The sequence below is a fragment of the Methanospirillum hungatei JF-1 genome (genome assembly GCF_000013445.1).
GTDB classification, from domain to species: domain Archaea; phylum Halobacteriota; class Methanomicrobia; order Methanomicrobiales; family Methanospirillaceae; genus Methanospirillum; species Methanospirillum hungatei.
Genome location: NC_007796.1, coordinates 1606157 through 1626456, shown reverse-complemented (window position 1 = coordinate 1626456; position 20300 = coordinate 1606157). Strand labels below are relative to the sequence as shown.

At 44.2% G+C, this 20300-nt stretch carries 9 protein-coding genes; 3 read left to right on the top strand and 6 right to left on the bottom strand.

The genetic code is table 11. The features are described 5' to 3' along the window. Positions 1-113: 113 nt before the first annotated feature. Positions 114-1289: a solute carrier family 23 protein gene (locus tag MHUN_RS07395; RefSeq protein WP_011448420.1), complete on the top strand. Its 1176-nt coding sequence runs from the start codon at positions 114-116 to the stop codon at positions 1287-1289. 310 nt (positions 1290-1599) lie between these two features. Next, positions 1600-7788 carry a PAS domain S-box protein gene (locus MHUN_RS07390; protein ID WP_048067368.1) on the top strand — a complete coding sequence of 2063 codons (6189 nt, stop codon included), beginning with the start codon at positions 1600-1602 and terminating at the stop codon, positions 7786-7788. Here the strand turns inward: MHUN_RS07390 and MHUN_RS17440 are convergent. From MHUN_RS17440 to MHUN_RS07365, 4 genes are all read right to left on the bottom strand, one after another. Beyond that, on the bottom strand, positions 7783-9516 hold the full coding sequence (locus MHUN_RS17440; protein WP_052288845.1) for a PAS domain-containing sensor histidine kinase: 1734 nt from the start codon (positions 9514-9516) through the stop codon (positions 7783-7785). The two genes, MHUN_RS07390 and MHUN_RS17440, sit on opposite strands and share 6 nt — an antisense overlap. Before the next feature lie 201 nt (positions 9517-9717). Then, on the bottom strand, positions 9718-13473 hold the full coding sequence (locus MHUN_RS07380; RefSeq protein ID WP_011448417.1) for a PAS domain S-box protein: 3756 nt from the start codon (positions 13471-13473) through the stop codon (positions 9718-9720). Positions 13474-13603: 130 nt separating this feature from the next. After that, entirely contained in the window at positions 13604-16030 is a 2427-nt protein-coding gene (locus tag MHUN_RS17435) for a methyl-accepting chemotaxis protein (RefSeq protein WP_011448416.1), read from the bottom strand. Positions 16031-16225: 195 nt separating this feature from the next. Beyond that, positions 16226-17164, bottom strand: coding sequence for an Rpn family recombination-promoting nuclease/putative transposase (locus MHUN_RS07365; RefSeq protein WP_011448415.1), 939 nt, complete (start codon positions 17162-17164; stop codon positions 16226-16228). A gap of 589 nt (positions 17165-17753) precedes the next feature. Here MHUN_RS07365 and MHUN_RS07360 point away from each other — a divergent pair. Further along, on the top strand, positions 17754-18527 hold the full coding sequence (locus tag MHUN_RS07360) for a 4Fe-4S binding protein (RefSeq protein ID WP_011448414.1): 774 nt from the start codon (positions 17754-17756) through the stop codon (positions 18525-18527). Positions 18528-18679: 152 nt separating this feature from the next. Here the strand turns inward: MHUN_RS07360 and MHUN_RS07355 are convergent, their stop codons facing one another. After that, a complete protein-coding gene (locus MHUN_RS07355; RefSeq protein ID WP_083758424.1) occupies positions 18680-18955 on the bottom strand; it encodes a PocR ligand-binding domain-containing protein in 276 nt (91 codons plus the stop codon). An 18-nt stretch (positions 18956-18973) separates the two neighbouring features. Beyond that, positions 18974-20185, bottom strand: a complete 1212-nt coding sequence (locus tag MHUN_RS07350) for an ATP-binding protein (RefSeq protein ID WP_011448413.1) — start codon at positions 20183-20185, stop codon at positions 18974-18976. Positions 20186-20300: the final 115 nt, after the last annotated feature.

The window sequence follows — 20300 nt, the reverse complement described above, 5'->3', positions numbered from 1 at the left end:
AAAGGGTAAAAACATCCGATATTCCGAAATTGAAATATAATGAATTCAGATCCCATCCCTGTTGATGTTATACCGCCACTCTCCACCTTCCTCCCTTTAAGTCTGCAGCATTTGTGTGCCTGTTTGGAGCGACGATCCTCGTCCCGATCCTTCTGGGCATTGATCCGGCAACGACTCTCCTCTTTAATGGAATTGGGACTCTCATTTTTCTGGTTATCTGCCAGTGGAAGGTTCCTGCCTATCTTGGGTCCAGTTTCGTATATATTGCACCATCCCTTATGATAATCGGGTCATATGGATATGGTGCAGCACTAACCGGATATATTGCATCCGGAGTATTTTTCCTTATCGTCGCTCTCATTATCTACCGTGCAGGTTCCGGATGGGTACGACTCATCTTTCCTGATGTGGTTATGGGTTCTGTGGTAACTATCATAGGACTTGGTCTTGCCCCTACAGCAGCACGGTATGCAGGCCTGGCCGGTGACAATCCTGACCTGCATTATGTTGCTATCTCCTTGTTCACCCTGCTGTTTACCATAATTTGTATGACATTATTCAGAGGTGTTCTCAAGATCCTTCCTATCCTGTCTGGTATTGTCGCAGGGACTACCCTTGCTGCTCTTACCGGTTCGTTCTCCCTGGAACCAATTCTGAATGCACCCTGGTTTTCTATTCCAACACTTTATTTTCCGGTATGGTCTGCTCATGCAATTATTATCATCATTCCTGCATCCTTTGTCACCCTGGTGGAATTATTTGGTCATGTGCAGGTGACGGGGACTATCATTGGCAAGGATCTGTTCAAAGAGCCGGGTCTGCCCAGAATGCTTATTGGAAAAGGGGTATCTTCTATTTTATCTGGATTTTTCGGTGCGACCCCTAATACTACCTATTCAGAAAATATCGGAGTACTGGCAATTACCCGTGTATTTAGTACTGCGATATTTGGCGGTGCTGCCGTCCTGGCAATTTTGTTTTCTTTCTGTGGGAAGGTTTCAGTGGCAATCAGATGCATTCCTGAACCGGTTATCGGAGGAGTATCACTCATCCTATTTGGAGTAATTGCAGCACAGGGGATTCAGATGCTTCTGAACGCAGGGATAGATCTCTCACATGGGAGAAATATGGTATTGGTATCGGTAATTTTGATAATCGGTGTATCAGGCACCATGATCGACCTGGGTCCTGCAAACCTGGAAGGAATGTCCCTTGCGACTCTTGTAGGAGTAGTCCTGAATCTCATTTTTCTCATAGCCGACAAGATCGGTTTTCATGGTGATACATAAAGGCAAAGATACTGATGGTATCGTTCCCGGACTCATGTATCACTACCACGAAATCAGGTTCTTTTATATGCCAACCATCCTATGTTATACTATAGGGCTATGGAGTGAGCATAGAAAGCGTCGAAAAAATGCCTGAATTACCAGAGTGCCTGCAGGAAAACTGAATGAATCATCGGCAATCCTTTCTGTGTGGTGCAGACTGGTTTGCATATTACGCGATCCTGCTCTATGACTGAGGTCCGAATGAGAGAATCAGTATTAAATTCTGACAGATTCATGTATGCCAAAGTCGCATCGTTCCCCCATACATATGACCACCATACTCTATATCGATGATGAACCCCTGGTTGCCGATGCATCCGTCCGCTTTTTAACACATTCCGGATTTGAAGTAGATAAAGCCTTATCAGGCAGAGAAGCCCTGGAAAAGTTACGGGCAGGAAGATATGATGCTGTCATATCTGATTATCACATGCCTGGAATGACAGGTATTGAGTTATTAAAAATAATCCGGTCAGATATTGGAGATATACCATTCATTCTCTTCACCGGGAAGGGAAGAGAAGAGGTCGTTATTGAGGCGATTGAACACGGGGTTGATTATTATGTGCAAAAAGGTGGCACCCCAGGCCCGTTGTTTGCCGATCTCACCCATAAAATCAATATTGCAATACAACGTCGTGAATCAGAACGGTTATTGCGGATAAATGAGAAGCGACTCAGGAAAGCCCAGGAGATTGGAAAGATAGGATGCTGGGAACATGCTGTCGGTTCAGATGTCTTGTGGATGTCTGAAGAAGCACTCCGGTTATACGGGATGGACGGGCCTTCCCGAAATGTTTTGATATCTGATATTTTTGCCTGTATCCGTGAGCAGGATAAGGTTGAAAAGGCATTTCGCAATCTTATCGAAACCAGGGCGGATTTTCATATAGAATACTCCATCATTCCAGTCAATAATACAGCCCCCAGAATCCTTCTTTCGATAGCAAGTGTTGAGGAGGATGATCCAGGCACTGGCAGACGGATCGTCGGTATAACCCAGGATATCACCGAGAAGAAGAATTCAGAATGGCGTCTTACCAAAAAGAATGCCGATCTGACTGCAGCACTTGACCGGTTAACAAATGCAGAGGAGAAACTGACCCACCAGCTCGAAGAGATTCGGGCCGCTCATGAGAAGATATCGGAAAGCGAGGAGAAGTATCGCAAACTCTTTGAAGAAAATATCGTTGGGACCGCGGTACATGAGATCATCTGCAATGAGTCCGGTGCTCCGGTTGATTACCGGTTTCTTGATGTAAACCCGGCTTTTGAACAGATAACCGGACTTGTTGGGGATGAGATCCGTAATAAGACGGTTCTTGAGGTCCTCCCTGACACTGAGCCGTACTGGATAGATATATACGGGAGGGTCGCACTGACCGGTAAACCTGCCCATTTTGAGCAGTTCAGCCGCGAGCTTCAAAAATACTTTGAAGTCTTTGCATATGCTCCACAGATCGGCCAATTCGTCACCCTCTTTCAGGACATCACGGAACGGAGGAGACGTGAGAACAGTCTGAATGAGCTTAATGCATATCTTGAAAACCTGTTTGTATATTCAAATGTTCCGATTATCGTATGGGATCCTGAAGGTATTATAAGCCGAATCAATCATTCGTTTGAAATTCTCATCGGAAGACCACGTGATGAGGTCATAGGAAAACCGCTTGACATTCTCTTTCCTGAAAGAGATGCAGAATATGCCATGCGGCTCATCCAGACAACCCGTGACGGAGTCAGGTGGGAGACAGTTGAGATACCAATTCTTCATGCCGACGGAACAATTCGGGTGGTTATATGGAATTCTGCAACCATTTATGCCGCTGACGGGAAGAGTCCCATTGCAACCATAGCACAAGGCAGGGATATCACCGGGGAAAAACTCCTGGAGAAAGAGAAACAACAGGCGATGAATAAGATCCAGGAGAACATTGCAAAACTTGCCATTCTGAACGATGGGATCAGAAACCCCCTGACCATCATCTCAACCTATGCAGATATGGCAGATGATGATGACATCGCCAAAAACATCCATGCTGAAGTGATGCGGATAGATGCGATGGTAAATACCCTGGATAAGGAATGGGTCTCCTCTGAGAAGATTCTGAACTATCTTCGAAAACAGGATAAAATAACGCCTGATTTCAAACCGGTACTATCAGAGGCCCAACCCGACTTCGATACCCGTCTCTCTACACCCTCAGGTCAGGAGCATATTCTGCCGGTCGTGTCGTCTCAAAATCTCTTCATTGAGGAGATCCAGGCTCAACTCTATGCTATCCTTGACAGCATTGATGCATTCGTCTATGTCGCGGATATGGAGACCTATGACATTCTCTACATGAATGAACGGGGACGGGCTCTTTTTGGTAATGTACACGGACAAAAATGCTATTCCCATATCCGTGCCCATTCTGAAGGCCCATGCCCGTATTGCACCAATCACCTCCTCCTCTCCAACCAGAAACCAACCGGAGTCTGCCGGTGGGAATTTCATGATCCAAAGACCGGGCGATGGTATGACTGTAGAGATCGGGCTATCAGGTGGTCTGATGGCCGACTGGTCAGACTTGAGATTGCAACAGACATCACCGACCTGAAAAAGAGTGAGGAAGCTTATAAAAAAGCAGAAGAACGAATCAGGATGGTTTTTGATAACATCCCTGACGGGATAATCGTTGCTGATGTCAAGACGAAGAGGTTCGTATTCGTAAATGAAGCAATGAGCCGGATGCTTGGCACGACCCGTGAAGACCTTATCGGACATACAACCGCAGAGATTCATCCTGTCTATGCTCTCCCCTCTGTCATGTCAGAGTTTGAAAAGATGCGATCAGGGGTTCTCCATTTTGTTTCGAACATCCCGGTTCAAAGAAAGGACGGGAGTATATTTTTTGCAGATATCAACAGTTCACTCCTGGAACTTGACGGCCAGAAAACCCTCCTTGGGGTATTTCACGACTGTAGTGATCGTATCAGGTCTGATGAGGAGAATAAACTGCACATGCTTCGTCTCCAGACATTCCTGACCCTGCTCAGGATGGTTGATGCCTCCGAGATGGATATCCTCAATTATTCACTCAAACAGAGCCTTTACATCACGAAAAGCCTGTATGCATTCATCGGGACCCTCTCTGCTGATGAATCGGAGATGATCATCCATTCCTGGTCGGAGGGAGCCATGGATATGTGTCAGGTCAGGGATAAACCCCTTCATTTTCCCATCGATAAAGCAGGAATATGGGGAGAATGTATCCGGAACCGGACGTCATGTCTGATAAATGATTACTCTCTTCCTCATCATGCAAAGCATGGATATCCCGAGGGTCATATTGACATTACCCGGTTCCTAGGGATGCCGGTCTTTGATGGTGACCGGATCGTCGCAATATTAGCGGTTGCCAATAAAGAATCAGATTACCGTGATGATGATATTGATGCCCTGCAGACTCTGGGCACGATGACCTGGGAGATAATACGGAGAAAGCGTGCAGAAGAAGAAATTTCAAGGCAGAATGAAGCACTCTCATCGGCATATGAGGAGATCCGCTCATCTGAAGAAGAACTTCGCCATAACTATGAGGAACTGGAGATAAGTCGTCAGAAAATTCTTGAACGGGAGAAAGAGCTCCGGTTAAAACTGGAGACAATTCTCACTCCGGAGCATGACATCAGCGAAGAGGAATTTGCCAATATTATCGACAGTCATGAGCTCCAGATACTCATGGACGATTTTTACGCCCTGACTCATATAGGGATCGCCATCCTTGATTTGAAAGGCAATATCCTGGTCGCTACAGGCTGGCAGGACATCTGTACAAAATTTCACCGGGTGCATGAGGAGAGTTGTAAAAACTGTATTGAAAGTGATCTTTATCTCACCCGGAATGTGAAAGCGGGAGAATACCTTGTGTACAAGTGCAAAAACAATATGTGGGATATGGTCACTCCCATTATTATCGGGAACCGGCACATGGGAAATCTCTTCCTGGGACAGTTCTTCTTTGATGACGAGGTGCCGGATCGGGACGTATTTTCTGCACAGGCTGAAAGATTCGGATTTGATAAAGATGAATACCTGGCAGCACTGGACCGGGTTCCCCGGTGGAGCAAAAGCACAGTTACAACCATCATGGACTTTTATACCCGGTTCTCCTCTCTGATCTCCCGGTTAAGTTACAGCAATATTACCCTTGCCCGGTCTCTGCTTGATCAGAAACGGTTACATGCTGATCTGGAGGACCGGGAGAGACGTCTTTCAGCGATTATTCAGAATTCTCCCGCAGGATATTTCCGTATCGACCGGAATGGAAATTATCAGGAAGTAAACGATGCCTGGCTGATGATGCATCGGTACCATGATAGATCAGAGGTTATTGGACATCATTTCTCTATAACCCAGGTAGATACCAGTCAGGAGGCAGCCCAGAAGAATTTTGAGAGGTTACTCTCAGGTGAGCCGATTCCTTCAGGTGAGTTTACCCGGCGGTGCAGGGATGGTACTACAGGGATTCATTCCTTTTCTGCCATTCCGGTTATGGAAAATGGTGAGATTACCGGGATTGAAGGGTTTCTCATTGACATAACAAACCGGAAGATGATCGAGGATGATCTCAAGAGAAGCGAACAGGAATACTGGTGGCTTCTTGAAAGTATGATCAATGCATTTGTTATGTTCGAATCGGTTTTTGACGATGACGGGAGATTTATAAGTTACCGGTTCCTGTATATCAATCGAGCATATGAAAACATCACTGGCGTCAGGTTCCATGATGTGTATGGGAAGACGGTTCATGAAGTCTGGCCTGACACCGAGGATGAATGGATTCAGCGATATGGTGAGGTCGCCGTAACAGGTATACCCAGTGAGTTTGATCTCTTCCATGCACCCACGAATAAGGCCTACCACTGTCATGTATACCGGCCATGGAATGATACCCGCCGGTTTTGTGTAATATTTGAAGATATCACGAAGCGGAAAGAGGCAGAAGAAACATTACAGGAGAGCCGGGATCTCCTTGATGCAACCCAGAAACTGACCCGGATAGGTGGATGGGAATGGCATGTCCAAAGACAGACAATGACCTGGACCACCGAGACCTACCAGATACATGATATAGACCCGGGCAGCATTACGCCCGGATCGCCGGAGCATATAACAAAAAGTATCAGCTGCTATGATCCTGAAGACCGCCCGGTTATCCAGGCTGCCTTTGAACGGTGTGTCACAGAAGGAGTGCCCTATGACCTGGTTTTTCCATTCACAACGATGAAAGGAAGAAGAATCTGGATACGGACAACTGCTGAGCCGGTACTGGCTGACGGGAAGGTGATCAGGGTCATTGGTAATATCATGGATATAACGGATCAGAAACTGGCTGAGGCAGCCCTTCATGAGAGTCAGGAGAAATATCGTCTGATCGCAGAGAATACGGCCGATAATATCTGGATAATTGACATGGACCTGAAGATGCAGTATTCAAGCCCCTCGGTTTGGAAAATGAAAGGGTTTACGGTAGAAGAGACCCTGGCACAATCCATAACTGATATGATGACACCCGCTTCAGTAGAAAAGGTACTCAAACTTTTTCATGATGAGATGGAGGCAGAACTGGCAGGAACTGCAGATCCCAACCGGACCATATCTTTTGATACTGAGGAGTACTGCAAGGATGGATCAGTCATCATAGTTGAAAATTCGGCTACTCTTCTCAGGGACGAACAAGGCAGACCCACTGGAATTCTTGGCATTTCACGTGATATTACCGAGAGAAAAAAGATGCAGGATGCTTTGGTGCAGTCAAACAAGAAGCTCCGCCTCCTGACAAGTCTGACCAGGCATGATATTTTAAACCTTATCAGTTCTGTAAATGAGTTTTTAGATCTTGCAAACTCTGAAGATGATCCAGAAAAGGCACGATATTATCTTTCCCTGTGCAAGGAAGCTGGAGAACGGATGGAGGATACTATCGGGTTTACCAGAGAGTATGAAAACTTTGGTATCGTCTCATCCGGCTGGGTGAATGTATCGTCGCTTGTCAGATCTGCCCGGTCTGAGATCCCTCTTACAGATGTCAGTATTGAATCCCTGATATCTCCCACTCTTGAGATATTTGCAGATCCTATCATTCGGAAAGTATTCTCCACCCTGATTGAAAATGCAATCCGTCATGGAAAGACCCTCTCATATATCCGGTTTGCAGAAGAGATCAGGGAAGGGGCCTGTATCATCATCTGTGAGGATGACGGGATTGGCATATCTGGTTCTGATAAGGAACATATTTTTGATCATGGGTTTGGCAAACATACCGGAATCGGCCTCTTCCTCTCCCGTGAGATATTATCGATCACCGATCTTTCTATCTGTGAATGCGGAGAAGAAGGAAAAGGAGCAAGATTTGAGATAACGGTGCCGGCAGGGAAATTCAGAATAAATGGGAAGACTGGATTATGATTGCTGCTCCACTCTGAATAACCCTGACTTGGCGGTTATTTCAAACCGTGCACCCTGTCCGAACTCTCCTGTCTCCCGTATGGTAAGTCCGGTAATCCGAAGTATCTCCCGAATCAGGTATAACCCAAGCCCCGTATTCTCTCCGACACCACGTGTAAAAATGTCCTCTTTCCTACTCTCCGGAACTCCTCTCCCGTCATCTTCGATACTCAGAATGCAGGTTCCATCCTCTATACGGTACCAGAATCTGATATATGTGATATCCAGACCAGCGTGACGCAGAGTATTCTCAAACAGATTATAAAGTGCCCGGTTGATTAACGGATCTGCATACAAAAAGAGACCCTGACACTCATTCATTACTGAAATGGCAGAGTGGTGTTCATCTTCGATGAGCGATGTAATTATCTCATCGATATCATTCCACCGTGGCTTTCCACTCCCCAGGCTCTGGTAGGAACTGGCAAATCGTATCTGTGCAGAAATCCCGTCACTTGCCTTCATTATTTCAGAAAGCCATTTCTTCTGCTCATCACTACCTGGTTCTGATAAAGCCAATTCTTCGGATGCAAGAGATATTATCGAATTTTTATTGGCAATATCATGCCTGGTGATAGAATCGAAGATGACGAGTTTCTCATACATTCTCTCAATATCTTCCTGGTATTGCCTGATATCGGTGATATCCACGGTCGTTCCCATACCCTTCAGAGGAACATTACCTTCCCATGACACCACCTTTCCGGTGACCCTGAGCCATCGGTATGTTCCGTCTTTCGCCCTAAACCGTATCGGACTCATGATTCTATCCGGACCTGATTCGTTCCGTATGTCCTGAATCATGGCTTTAAACTTCTCCAGGTCATCAGGATGGATATAAGAGAATACCTTATCTATGGGGATTGAATGATCCCATCCCGGATTGTCCCGTCCAAGGCTCTTCCAAAATCCTCCGCCGATATGAAGTGAATCTTCCCTCATATCATACTCCCAGATACCTTCCTCAGCAATATCAAGAGCCATCTGAATATCATGCTCACTCTTCTCCAGTTTCTTCTGATAAGAACTGATAATCCGGATTCCATAGATGATGAGCATGATCAGAAGAAGTGATATGATAGTTGTGGCAATAAGGATCAAATACCCGGTATTCACGACGGATCTCATCCGGTTCTCAATGACTTCCCGAGAGATATCAACCCCGACGATGGCAACCGTATGGCCGGTAGCATTTTTAATCGGGGCAAAGGCAGACATATACGTGCCCCATTCATCTGAATAGTAGGTCTTTCTCAAACTGACCTTTTCAAACCCGGCAAATGCTTCCGGGGGAGCATCTTCATAGATATATCCAATAAGTGGTTCGGTAAAATCATTATGGCCATATTCGCTATCGGTAAGAAACGCCAGTTTATCCCCCTTTCTGGTAAGAGTGTAGACAAACCTGATATCGCTATGTTTATTCTGCATCTCCCAGAGATCGGCAATCATCTTCTTGTACCTGGTAGTATTCTCATCACCCTCCTTGATCTCTGCTAATGCATCAGGGTCCATCTGGCTTGCAATAAGGGTTGCAAGATTCTCCATCTCATGCCATGAGGATTGCAATGCACTCCGTTTTGATTCGTCGTACATTGCGAAAATTCCCACGACCTGGATAATAAGGAAGAACAGAAGTATTACGACAATAAGAGAGAGTTTTGTATTGATGCCGTTTCTAATATCCATGGATTTCGGAGAGGATACCGGGCCTGTGATCACGAGACGATGCGATGTATTGTGTATCGGCCCTTTTTAGCAATTCTGAAATGCATATTGTGAAAAGGCCGAATGCCTGATAGGATATTTTCTCCTCTTTCCCGAAAGAGAGTAAAATTGTGCATATCAAATATATTTAGGGTATGATTCCTATTATCTTTTCTGATTCGATCATGTGCGGTACCTGCCTTCAGGAAAAGAGATCTCAACCCGTACACCTTTTTCCGGGTCTCCACATTCTCTGATCGGAAGACCGGTGATACCCAGAATCTCCCTCACCAGGAAGAGTCTGGTGTCTGAATATTTCGAATTCCCATGCATAAATATGATTTCTTTCTCATCCGCCGGGATACCGGCCCCGTTATCTTCACAGATAAGGATCAGTGTTCTTCCTGACATGGTGACAGAGATCCGCAGCCTGGAGACTCCCCGGTCCTTTTTGAGAGCATACTCCAGAATAATCATGAATACATTTCTCATCATCGGGTCAGCATAAATCTCCAGCACCGGCGAAACAGTGTTTTCAATCACAACCTGATGCGAAGCAAGAGCATGTATTAAGGTCGATATGGTCTGAAACAGGTTCAACCATCCGGAGTATGATACCCCTGATAATTCATAGTCCCTGGTAAAATCTAAAGTCTTTTCTATAATGGAGCTCATATCCCGTGCCATTTGCAGATACCTGGAAATCTTTTGTGTATCATGCTCCTCTTTTGCCAGGTCCAGGTACTGTCTTATTTCTCTGAGCATGGAACTGACATCATCTCTGGTCAATCTGGTGAGGATGCGCAATTTCCTGTTTGACTCTTCCAGAGCAGTTTCAGCGAGTTTTCTTCTGGTAATATCCTGAATCATCCCATATGACCGGACTATCGTCCCGTCTCTGTCACGTTCATGGATCCCCTGGTCATAGATGTACCTGATGTCACGGCTTTCTCTTTGAATAATCCGGTATTCAAGTTCATGCCGTTCCAACCCCTTTTCACGGGACTCGGTATATATCCGGGCGACAAGGTCCCGGTCATCCGGATGCACCATCTCAAGATATGCATCAAAGGTAAAAGCACAATTTTTAGGATCAACCTGAAAGATTTCACAGGTCTTATCTGACCAGGTAAGCTTACCGGACCGTGCATCATGACTCCAGCTCCCAATCTGAGCAATATCCTGGGTAATTGCAAGTACTTTTTCATGCTCATGAAGTGCTTTTTCTGTCTCTTCTCTTGACAGAACATTCGAAATAATCTCTGCAAAAACCTTCAGAAGTGAAATTTCCGTATCAGAATACCTTCTCCTCTCCTTTACTGCATCAAACCCGACAAAACCAGTGCAATCTCCATCCTGTATAAACGGAAGAAGGATAAGTGATTTAATTCCCTGACTTTCCAGAATTGCCCGTGCCGGTTCTGACGGATCCATCTTTGACACGTCAGGAATATATGCCGGCCCTCCCTGCTGAAGCATATCCATTATATCGGGAAAGAAATCAAATGGGACCGCCTGTAGATTTTCAATTTCTGGTTTTATCCCTGGAGCACACCACTCATGGGTATTCCGTGATATCTTCCGTTCATTGTCATTATGAAAGATATATACCCGGTCAACATGGGTGAAATTTCCGATGGCTGCCATCATCTCCTGCAACGTCGGGTCGATTCTGTCTATTGAGACATTAATAACCTTTGTTGCCAGCTGAATCAATAATTGCTGAAATGCCTCCTGTTCCTTTATCTTCTCTTCTGCCACTTTTTGTTTGGTGATGTCCTGAATCACCCCGAATGTCCTGATTATTGTATTATCAGGACTTCGCTCATGGACACACCATTCATGAACAAACCTGACCTCCCCTGTATCCTGCCTGATTATCCGGTGATCCAGTTGTTTTAAATCCGTACCTTCCTGGATCGCTGAATATGCTGCCTGAACTTTCGCCTGATCTTCAGGATGAATCATCTCAAATACGGTGTCATACCGTACAGGATCTCCGGGAGGTATGCCAAACAGCCTGTACACTTCATCAGACCAGGTCATCTGGCCTGAATAGAGGTCAAGGTACCAGCTTCCGACCTGGGCTATCATCTGCGATCTGGCAAGCGCTTTCTCACTTTCTCGTAGTCTTAATTCAGCTCTGTGTTTTTCAGTGATGTCAATGAGAACCAGATGAATCTCATTCCCGGATGCATTGATGGATGCTGTAACATGCACAACTACCGAATCATGAAATGGTCGGTGCAGATGGAGAAAACAGGAGTTATCGCTCTCTCCGGGTGACAGATGTGAAAAGAAGTCCCAGAAAACCTGGGAAGAGATTTCAGAAATATACGAGTACAGGGGTGTGTCCAGAACTGCCAATCTCTCTTTGCCCAGAATGGCGGCACCTGCAAGATTAATCTTTTTAATAAACCCATTCTGATTCAGGCTTAAATATCCAATCGGTGCATTATCATAGAGTTCAATATAATGAGCAAGGCTCTCTTCTAATTCATCTCTGGTTCGGGCGAGTTCATTATTGATGAGTTCGAGCTGAATTTTGTGAAACTGCAGATCATACATCACCCGCTTTATATCGGCCTGGTTATCAAATAGAGCGTCATTGGCTTCAAAAGGTCTTTCTTCACAGGAAATCCGTTTCCATTCGCTGATGTCGGTATCACACCCGATATATCCTGTTATCGTCCCTTCACGATCCTCTATTGGTACAGATATACCATGTATCCATGTACATCCTGCATTCCCCGGGTTTGTCCGGTAAATAATCCGCTTGTATGCCTGTGAGGACTCTGAATTATCGGCAGAGAACAGTTTTCTATCATCCGGATGGATCCCCTGAGTCCAGGGCATTCCAATTGCATGATTCTGGGTAATATTATGCTGCCGACACCATTCATGGTTTACAAATTGGAGATTTCCGCTGCTATCAGTGATGTAAATCCCGACTGGTGCAACATCGGCCAGTTTTCGAAACCTCTCCTCACTTTCTGCAAGGAGTTCTGTAGTTTTTCGAAGAGATGTAATGTCCATGATGATAGCATCAATATACTGGGTGTTATTTGATGGATCAAGAATCGGTCTGCCCCGTTCAAGGAAATGAAACTCATATCCGTGGGAATTAATCACCCTGAATTCAACTTCGTACTCTTCCTGATGAAACACGGCATATTGTAACACTCCGATAAGCCGGTCCCGGTCATCAGGATGAATAAATGAATCAAAAAAACTGATACAGGAGGGATGTGAATCCAGTGGGATCGATTTATTGATGAAATACACCTTATCTGAAAAGAGTTCAATGGTATTAGACAGGATATTCCGTCTGAATACAATGCCGGGGATATTTCTGATTAAAATCTCATACGATTGTTCTTTCTTCTGATATTCACTCTTTATCCGCTCATTTTCAGTTATGTCCTGTCCGGTGATGATAAATGACTGAGGTTCATCCTGAATGTATATCGCTGAAAAGGAGAATCTGTAGGTAAATTGCTCTCCGTTATATTCACACGATTCTTTGATGAAGCGGGTCTGACCATGGACAAGATGGCTTAAAATCGATTTAAAGTTGATAGCAGGAAAAATTTCTTCCAGATGGGTCAGGGTAATATGAGGAATATCATTCCGTGTGCATCCCAGAACTTCCAGAAAGGGATCATTTATCCACCGAATTGAATAATCCTGATTGATAACCAGAATGATATGGGCACACAGACTGCGGGAGATCAAAAGGACATTATCCGGTACAAAATACTTCTTTCTGACTCCATGCTGAATCATCCCCAGATTTCTGGACTGATGAAGGAGGGCCAGGTGATGAGCAACGGTTCTCCTGTCATGACCAGTCAACTGTGCGATTTGTGATATGGTAAAAGACCTCTTCTCCTTACTGAACAGGTCAAGGATATCTGATTCAACACGTGAGCCTGGCATGACTATGTACTGGGGGGTTTGTACATATGAAGAACGATCTTTTGATCCTCTTCTTAGAAATCCTTATATATAAAAATTAAATATTGATCATTTAATTATTTTATTAAATTATCTGAAGATGACTTCATCATCAATATTTAAACTGCTCCATCATCTCCTCAATGGTATGTACTGCATCCATAGCCTCACTTGTTGAGGTTCTGATGTGATTTATCGATTCATTCACCTGGCCGACCATGTTGGAGATCTGATCCACTGCAGCAGAGGACTCCTGGCTGGCAGCAGCAAGACCGACAGATTCCTTCGCGGTCTGTTGTATCATCTCGCTGAATTCATTGACGCTTGCGGTCACTTCTTCAACCGATGCCGCCTGTTCCTCACTTGCCGCAGCCACTTCACTCATGCTGTTGTTTATGACTGAAATGGATGAAACAATATTATTAAAGACTTCAAGAGTCTGCACCACTGCCTGGTTTCCTTGTTCAACCTCATGGATTGACTTTTGAACAGCATCTGCCATGGCAACTGATTTCTTCTGCAGACCGGCAATAATCCCTGCAATATTCTCCGCTGATTGCTGGGACTCATTTGCAAGTTCCTTTACTTCCGCTGCAACGACAGCAAATCCGAGTCCTGCCTCTCCAGCCCGGGCAGCCTCGATTGCTGCGTTTAATGCAAGGAGGTTCGTTTCTTCAGCAATGGAACTGATAATGTCTACGATACGTCCTATCTCCTGCATCTGAACACTGATGTCCTGGTTCATCTGATCAATAACCGACGAAGCCTGCATGATCCCCTGCATACCAGAATCTGCCTTACCGGCTGCAGCCTTTCCTTTTTCAGAGAGTTCTGCAGCAGTACTGGTCAGTTCGGATACGTGCTCCATCTTCGCAGCCACAGATGACACTGTTGTCGCAAGATCCTGCATTGCAACAAGAATCTGTTGTGTTGTAGTCCCGCTCTTATCAGCAAGATCATTGACTGCCGCAGCAATCTTGGCAACCTGTCCGGTGCCTTCTGAAACATCCTCAATGCTCTTATATGCCTCCTCGGTCTCTCCGGTTACTTCATCCACTCTGTTACTGACCTCTTTCATCTGACCGGTCAGGTGGGCCATCTGATTTATGACCGCAGAGAGTGCCTGTGACACATCAATACCAATAGTATTCAGGGCATTGCTGAAGGTGACAAATTCACCCTGTAACTCTAAATCCTTGCGCATGCGTGCCCTGAAATCACCGGATGCATACTTCTTGGAGAGGCTCATTGCTTCTTTGAGGGGAACTGCCATGGCATCGACGGTCTTGTTCACACCATTGATTATGACGGCATAATCTCCCTTGAATTTCCTCTCATCCCCCCTGACGTTCAGATCTCCGGATGAGGCAGCGGTGCTGATTGTGTGGATCTCGTTTCGAAACTCAAGAAAGGTAGTAATCAAATCAGAAAATGCCCGACTTAAGATCCCGATTTCATCTTTGGCATGGCTGGATCCATCATCCCCGGACAGGTCACCATCTCTGACCCGGTTTGCAAGGCTGACCAGCTTTTCCATCCGTGATGAGATAGAACGGCTGAACAGGTACGAGACGACATAGCCGCCCAAAATTCCAGCCAGCACAACCAGGATGATGGTGTTTCTGATCGCTTCTACCGGCCCTAAGAAGTCTTCAATTTCAGCACTCGCAACAATATACCAGTCAAAGGGTTCAAAGTATGAGAAGGAAGCCACTTTTTCTTTGCCCTGGTATGTATATCTGATATATCCTTCCTTTTGTGCTATTATGTCCTGAATAAATGGCAGACTATTCATACTCTTGCCAGCTTCAGTCGGATGGATAATCGCGTCTCCTTTACTATCCACCACAAATACGTATCCGTTTTGACCGATCTTCTTGTTCCTTATCTGGTCTTCAAGCAGACCTATGGTGGATTTTTCTTCAACTCCAACAAAGAGGATACCGATAATATCATTTGACTGGTCCCTGATGGGTTCATATGCGGTGATATATTTTTTCCCTACCACGACTGCAGTTCCATAATATGTCTGTCCTTTGTTTATGACTGCATCATATACATTTTGAGCAACAGGGGTTCCTATGGCACGTTTTCCATCCTCACCGATGACATTGGTAGATATTCGGATGGCCTGGTCGCCTTTTTTCTGAAATATCGTGGCAGCTCCACCAAGAAGTCCTTGAACCTCATCAACTATCTCAAAATTATCATTCACTTTGTATGATGAACCAAGGATCATGTTTCCATTGATAATGGTCGGCTGTCCTTTGGCAAAGAAGAGTTCCTTGAGGACATTCAGGTCTGAGTTTACTTTTCCCTGAGTAAGACCATACACGGTATTTGTTGCCTCTCTGATATCCTCGTTCTGGGTATCCAGATTAAGATGAAGACTCTCCTGTATTGCTGTTTCAGCACAGTTATACGCGATAAATCCCAGTGCCAATGTGGGAATAATGACAAGAATCAGGCAAATCAGGGTAATTTTCTTTCCGATTGTGGCATTATTCAGCCAGTCAGTAATTTTTAATCGTATATTCATACCAAAATCACACAACTTAAATTTTGGATATGAGTGAAAAAGAAAAGATGGAAAATGGGGATCGATATAGATAAATTTATATATCGGTTGAGATCTATAGCTTGTTTCCTGGGTAAGATCGATTGGATCTGATGGATGGTCCCTTATATGAATTGAAGCGTAGAAAAAAAAGCTGAAAGATGAATGGGGAACTGGTCAGATCAGGTGCTGGATTTCATCTTCTGGAAGCCCGGTAATTGTTGCGATTTCTGTAACTGACATTCCCTTCTCTTTCATCCGTTTAAGGATGGTTGCCATTCCTTCCAGTTTGCCTTCCAATTTTCCTTCTACCCTTCCCTCCAGTAATCCTTCTTTTTTTCCTTCTTCTTTGCCCTCTTTTCTCCCTTCCGCCTTGTATTGGGCAATCCATTTATTGACTCTTTCAGCTAACATGGTTCCTCCCTGAAATGGATTTGATATAGATATATCGTCATCCCTCTTTAATGTATTTTCGAAAAATAATGAAAAATCTCTTCTCATTGAATCCAAATTAGGATCTGTCTGCATCCATCTGTTCAGTCTCGCTCCCAGTTCAAAAAGTTCCAACGGTCCTGATGACTGTTCCAGCCCGAATAAACATGCAGCAAGGTTTCTGACCTCCATAAGATGATGCACTGAAAGTCTCAGTTCATCAATCAGGAGATAAGGAACCGACGGGATGAATCTGCTCACCGGTTTTGGCATCTGAATCGTCTCTCTGATATCATGGGGTACTTTCCATGGGATTTCTCCATTATAGAGGACAATTGGAATAATACCTGGTATCCTCGATGGAACGATCACTCCTGATCGTATCAGATCCTGCCATAAAAGGGCCATATATGACATAATCCTGATTGGCATGGAGTAATCAGGTTTTGACTGGAACTCAATCAGGAGATAAAGAATGAGTGTCCGGTCTCCATAGGCTAGTCTCCAGATGATATCATCTTCCCGTTCCCGGAGGTCATCAGTGACATAACTCCCATTACATCGCTCCAGGGTTGAAAGATCGCAGCCGGATACCAGTTTAGGATCTAGAAATCCCCTGATGAGGTCTGCTATCATCTCAGGATGGCTGAACAATCGTTTGTAAGGATGGTCAGAATCATTCATCCGAATTCGCCTCCTTACCAATAGATCCAAATATATAAATAATTATATATTATTCTCCTGAAGTGCAGGCCATGAATCAGGAAAAATATGTGAGGTAATACTGGCAGGTGATTTCTGATGCGGGTCAAATCCGGGTTTTATAAAGATGCATGATCAGACGGGTACTATGAACGATATGGATGATCTCCCTCACACAATGCGGAGGATGACTGAAGAATCCGGGCAGATCTCTCGGAGTAGCTGATCCAAAAATATTTTATGAGTCTGAAACCCGTGGGAATAACTCTGCCGATGTTTTTGATACTCTGCAGTCGGTCATTCTTATCGGGGTATCGGTTCTGAAAGGAACCTTCAGGCCTCTTTCCAAAGGTTAGGGATTGTATACGAACACCCTGATGGCCGGAACTGCATCGCTCCGTGTCATGGCTTATAAATTTGCCACAAAGCTGGAGCAGGAAGAGCGTTTATAGAACTTCATAATCGAACGTACATGTTCTGAATTTTCTCTGACGCTTTGTATGAACCAACCATTTCCAGGTATTACTTGGTTCCCAAAGTCTTAAGATTCCTGCAGGGAATGATACTTGTTATGGTTCTTTCATCTGTCCCACAATTTTTCGGTCTTATATATGCTCTTATTGCAGTCCCTCTCATCTTTTATCTCTATAAAAAAGGACTTTTCAGACCTGCGGTTCAGATTGTTCTGCTGGTTCTGTCAACCTTGCTTGGGTTTCTTATATTTGCTCCGGTTTTACCATACCAGTTTCAACAGGTTCTTTTTGGTGAAATTCGGAAATTAGGAATGCCCTTAGAAGCCATCTTGTTTTTCCTGTTCCTCTTCATTCTGCTGACTGTAATTGGAGGGAGGGCATATTGTAGTGCAGTCTGTCCTATAGGGGCCATACAGGAGTTACTTTCGAAAGTCCCGACTCCAAAGATAGCGATTCCCTGGAAACGGTCTGTTCTTATCATCCATATTGTTGTTTTTGTGTTATTTGTCTGGTTTGCCCTGTTTTTTCCGAATTTCCAGTTCAAATGTATTGGCATGAAATATTTCTTTTTCCTTGAATATACCTCCGTGAAATTTTACCTGTTTGCAGGTATCATGCTCCTTGGGCTCTTTATCTATCGTCCATTTTGCAGATTTATCTGTCCATATGGGTTATTTCTTACTCTGGCTTCGTATTTCTCACTCATGAGGCTTACCAGGACCGATGCCTGCATCTCCTGTAAACAATGTGAGAAGGTTTGTCCTGTTGGTGAAGCATATGCCGATAGTAATAAGTCGGAATGCTTCCTATGCGGGCGATGCACACAGGTATGCCCGGTAAAAGGGGCATTAGTCTATCAAAAAAGAAAATGATGGCAAATTTCTATTTTTTCAATAAAATCTTCTCATGTAATCAGAATGATGCCGTTATGGAATGTCCCTCTTGTGTTCTGCCAGGGTTCGTGCCAGTCTGATATTATTCATAATCAGTTCTGCAATTAATCCGGCAAGACGGGTGAAAAATTTCATGACTTTGTGACCTGATCATGGTTCCATCGGGGAACCTCGTCTAATGCAGCAAGATATGCTTCCATGTCAAAACCGTATTTCTCTGCCTGTTTTCGGAATAATTCTCTATCGAAAGGCTGATCATCAAAGAGAAACTGACCAACAAAGAGATTAGCCAGATGATGGCCCCCAACTATGACTGGTGTTGCACTATCCCAGAGGTTATTTTTACATTTATAGAGTTTGAACTCACCAGGACTCACACCGGTTGTCAGAATGGTATCACTCTCAATACATTAAAATAAAAAAGGTTACCCTGCAAAGGAACGAGCAGGCATTAAGATAATTGTTCTCCCGTCGACGGTGAGCAGATCCTCTTGTTTCCCGGTAAGGATATACCCCTCTTTCAGATCAAACATCTCCATCGCTTCAAGAAGACCCCTTATTTCCCGGTCTTTATTCCTGCTGGTTACTTCATAACAGACCTGAATTGCTCTGGTGACTTTGGTCTTTTCCTTTACAATAAAATCACATTCATGTTTTTCCCTGAAATAGAATAACTCCCTGTATTTTTTCCGTAACATGATAAATACAAGGTTCTCTAAAAGCCTTCCATAATCTTCAGTAAAACCTGTGGTGTTGGCATATATAAGTCCGTTATCGACAGCGTATACCTTTTTAGGATTGATCTGTCTGCTCTTATGAGAATAACTAAAACGTGGCAGAGTAAAGAGGATGTAGGCATCTTCCAGATGGGAGATATAGGAGGCAATGGTTGTGACCGATCCTATCGCTGAAAAGATCTTTTGTAATTGTGATAGTGTCATCTCCCTGGCGATATTTCCAAGCAGGTACACGGCAATTTCAGTGATGAGTGCAGGATTTTTAATATTGTTACGGTAGATAATGTCTCTTGCAATAATATCCAGAAGCAGGTTTTGTAATACTTCTTCCAGGCCCACTCGGATATACTCCGGGAAGCCTCCTGTGAAGAGGTAGTCATTGAATGAGGTATCAGAATCCTCTTTATGAGTATATTCGAGATATTCCTGATATGAGAAGGGGAATAATTCCAGTCGCAGGTTCCTGCCGGTGAGTTTGGTCCCAAGTTCACGACTCAGTAAAGATGCATGTGATCCGGTGATAATGACTTTCTTTTCAGAATCCAGGAGATGCCGGATATAATATTCCCACCCGGACAGGTTTTGGATTTCGTCAAAGAAATACAGATCATGGAATCCATACTCCTGATGAAATACCTCCTCTAACACTTCATAATCCTGAATAGTAAAATCGATTAGTCGTGGATCTTCAAAATTCAGATAATAGAAGTTTTCCTCCTTTTTCATCATCTGCACAAGAAGTGTACTCTTCCCACATCGCCTTATACCTGAAAGGATGATCGCAAAATTCTGATGAGGATGTATTTTTATAATGTCGTGTCGGATAACTCCTTGATTCCTATTAATTATTGAATTTCTCTGGGATTTGACTATCTTTGTAATGTCATCCCTGAGTATCATAAGTAGTACTCGTATTGAATATTGATTAAATTATCCATTCCCATTGGATAAATTTGTCCATTTCAAATGATCAATAACCTGCGCCTCAATGAAATATAGTACGTGCCTGTCCATG

Coding starts and splice junctions, on each gene's coding strand:
- MHUN_RS07390 (WP_048067368.1), top strand. CDS start 1,600: ATGACCACCATACTCTATATCGATGATGAACCCCTGGTTGCCGATGCA.
- MHUN_RS07380 (WP_011448417.1), bottom strand. CDS start 13,473: ATGCCAGGCTCACGTGTTGAATCAGATATCCTTGACCTGTTCAGTAAG.
- MHUN_RS07365 (WP_011448415.1), bottom strand. CDS start 17,164: ATGAATGATTCTGACCATCCTTACAAACGATTGTTCAGCCATCCTGAG.
- MHUN_RS17440 (WP_052288845.1), bottom strand. CDS start 9,516: ATGGATATTAGAAACGGCATCAATACAAAACTCTCTCTTATTGTCGTA.
- MHUN_RS17435 (WP_011448416.1), bottom strand. CDS start 16,030: ATGAATATACGATTAAAAATTACTGACTGGCTGAATAATGCCACAATC.
- MHUN_RS07360 (WP_011448414.1), top strand. CDS start 17,754: ATGGTTCTTTCATCTGTCCCACAATTTTTCGGTCTTATATATGCTCTT.
- MHUN_RS07350 (WP_011448413.1), bottom strand. CDS start 20,185: ATGATACTCAGGGATGACATTACAAAGATAGTCAAATCCCAGAGAAAT.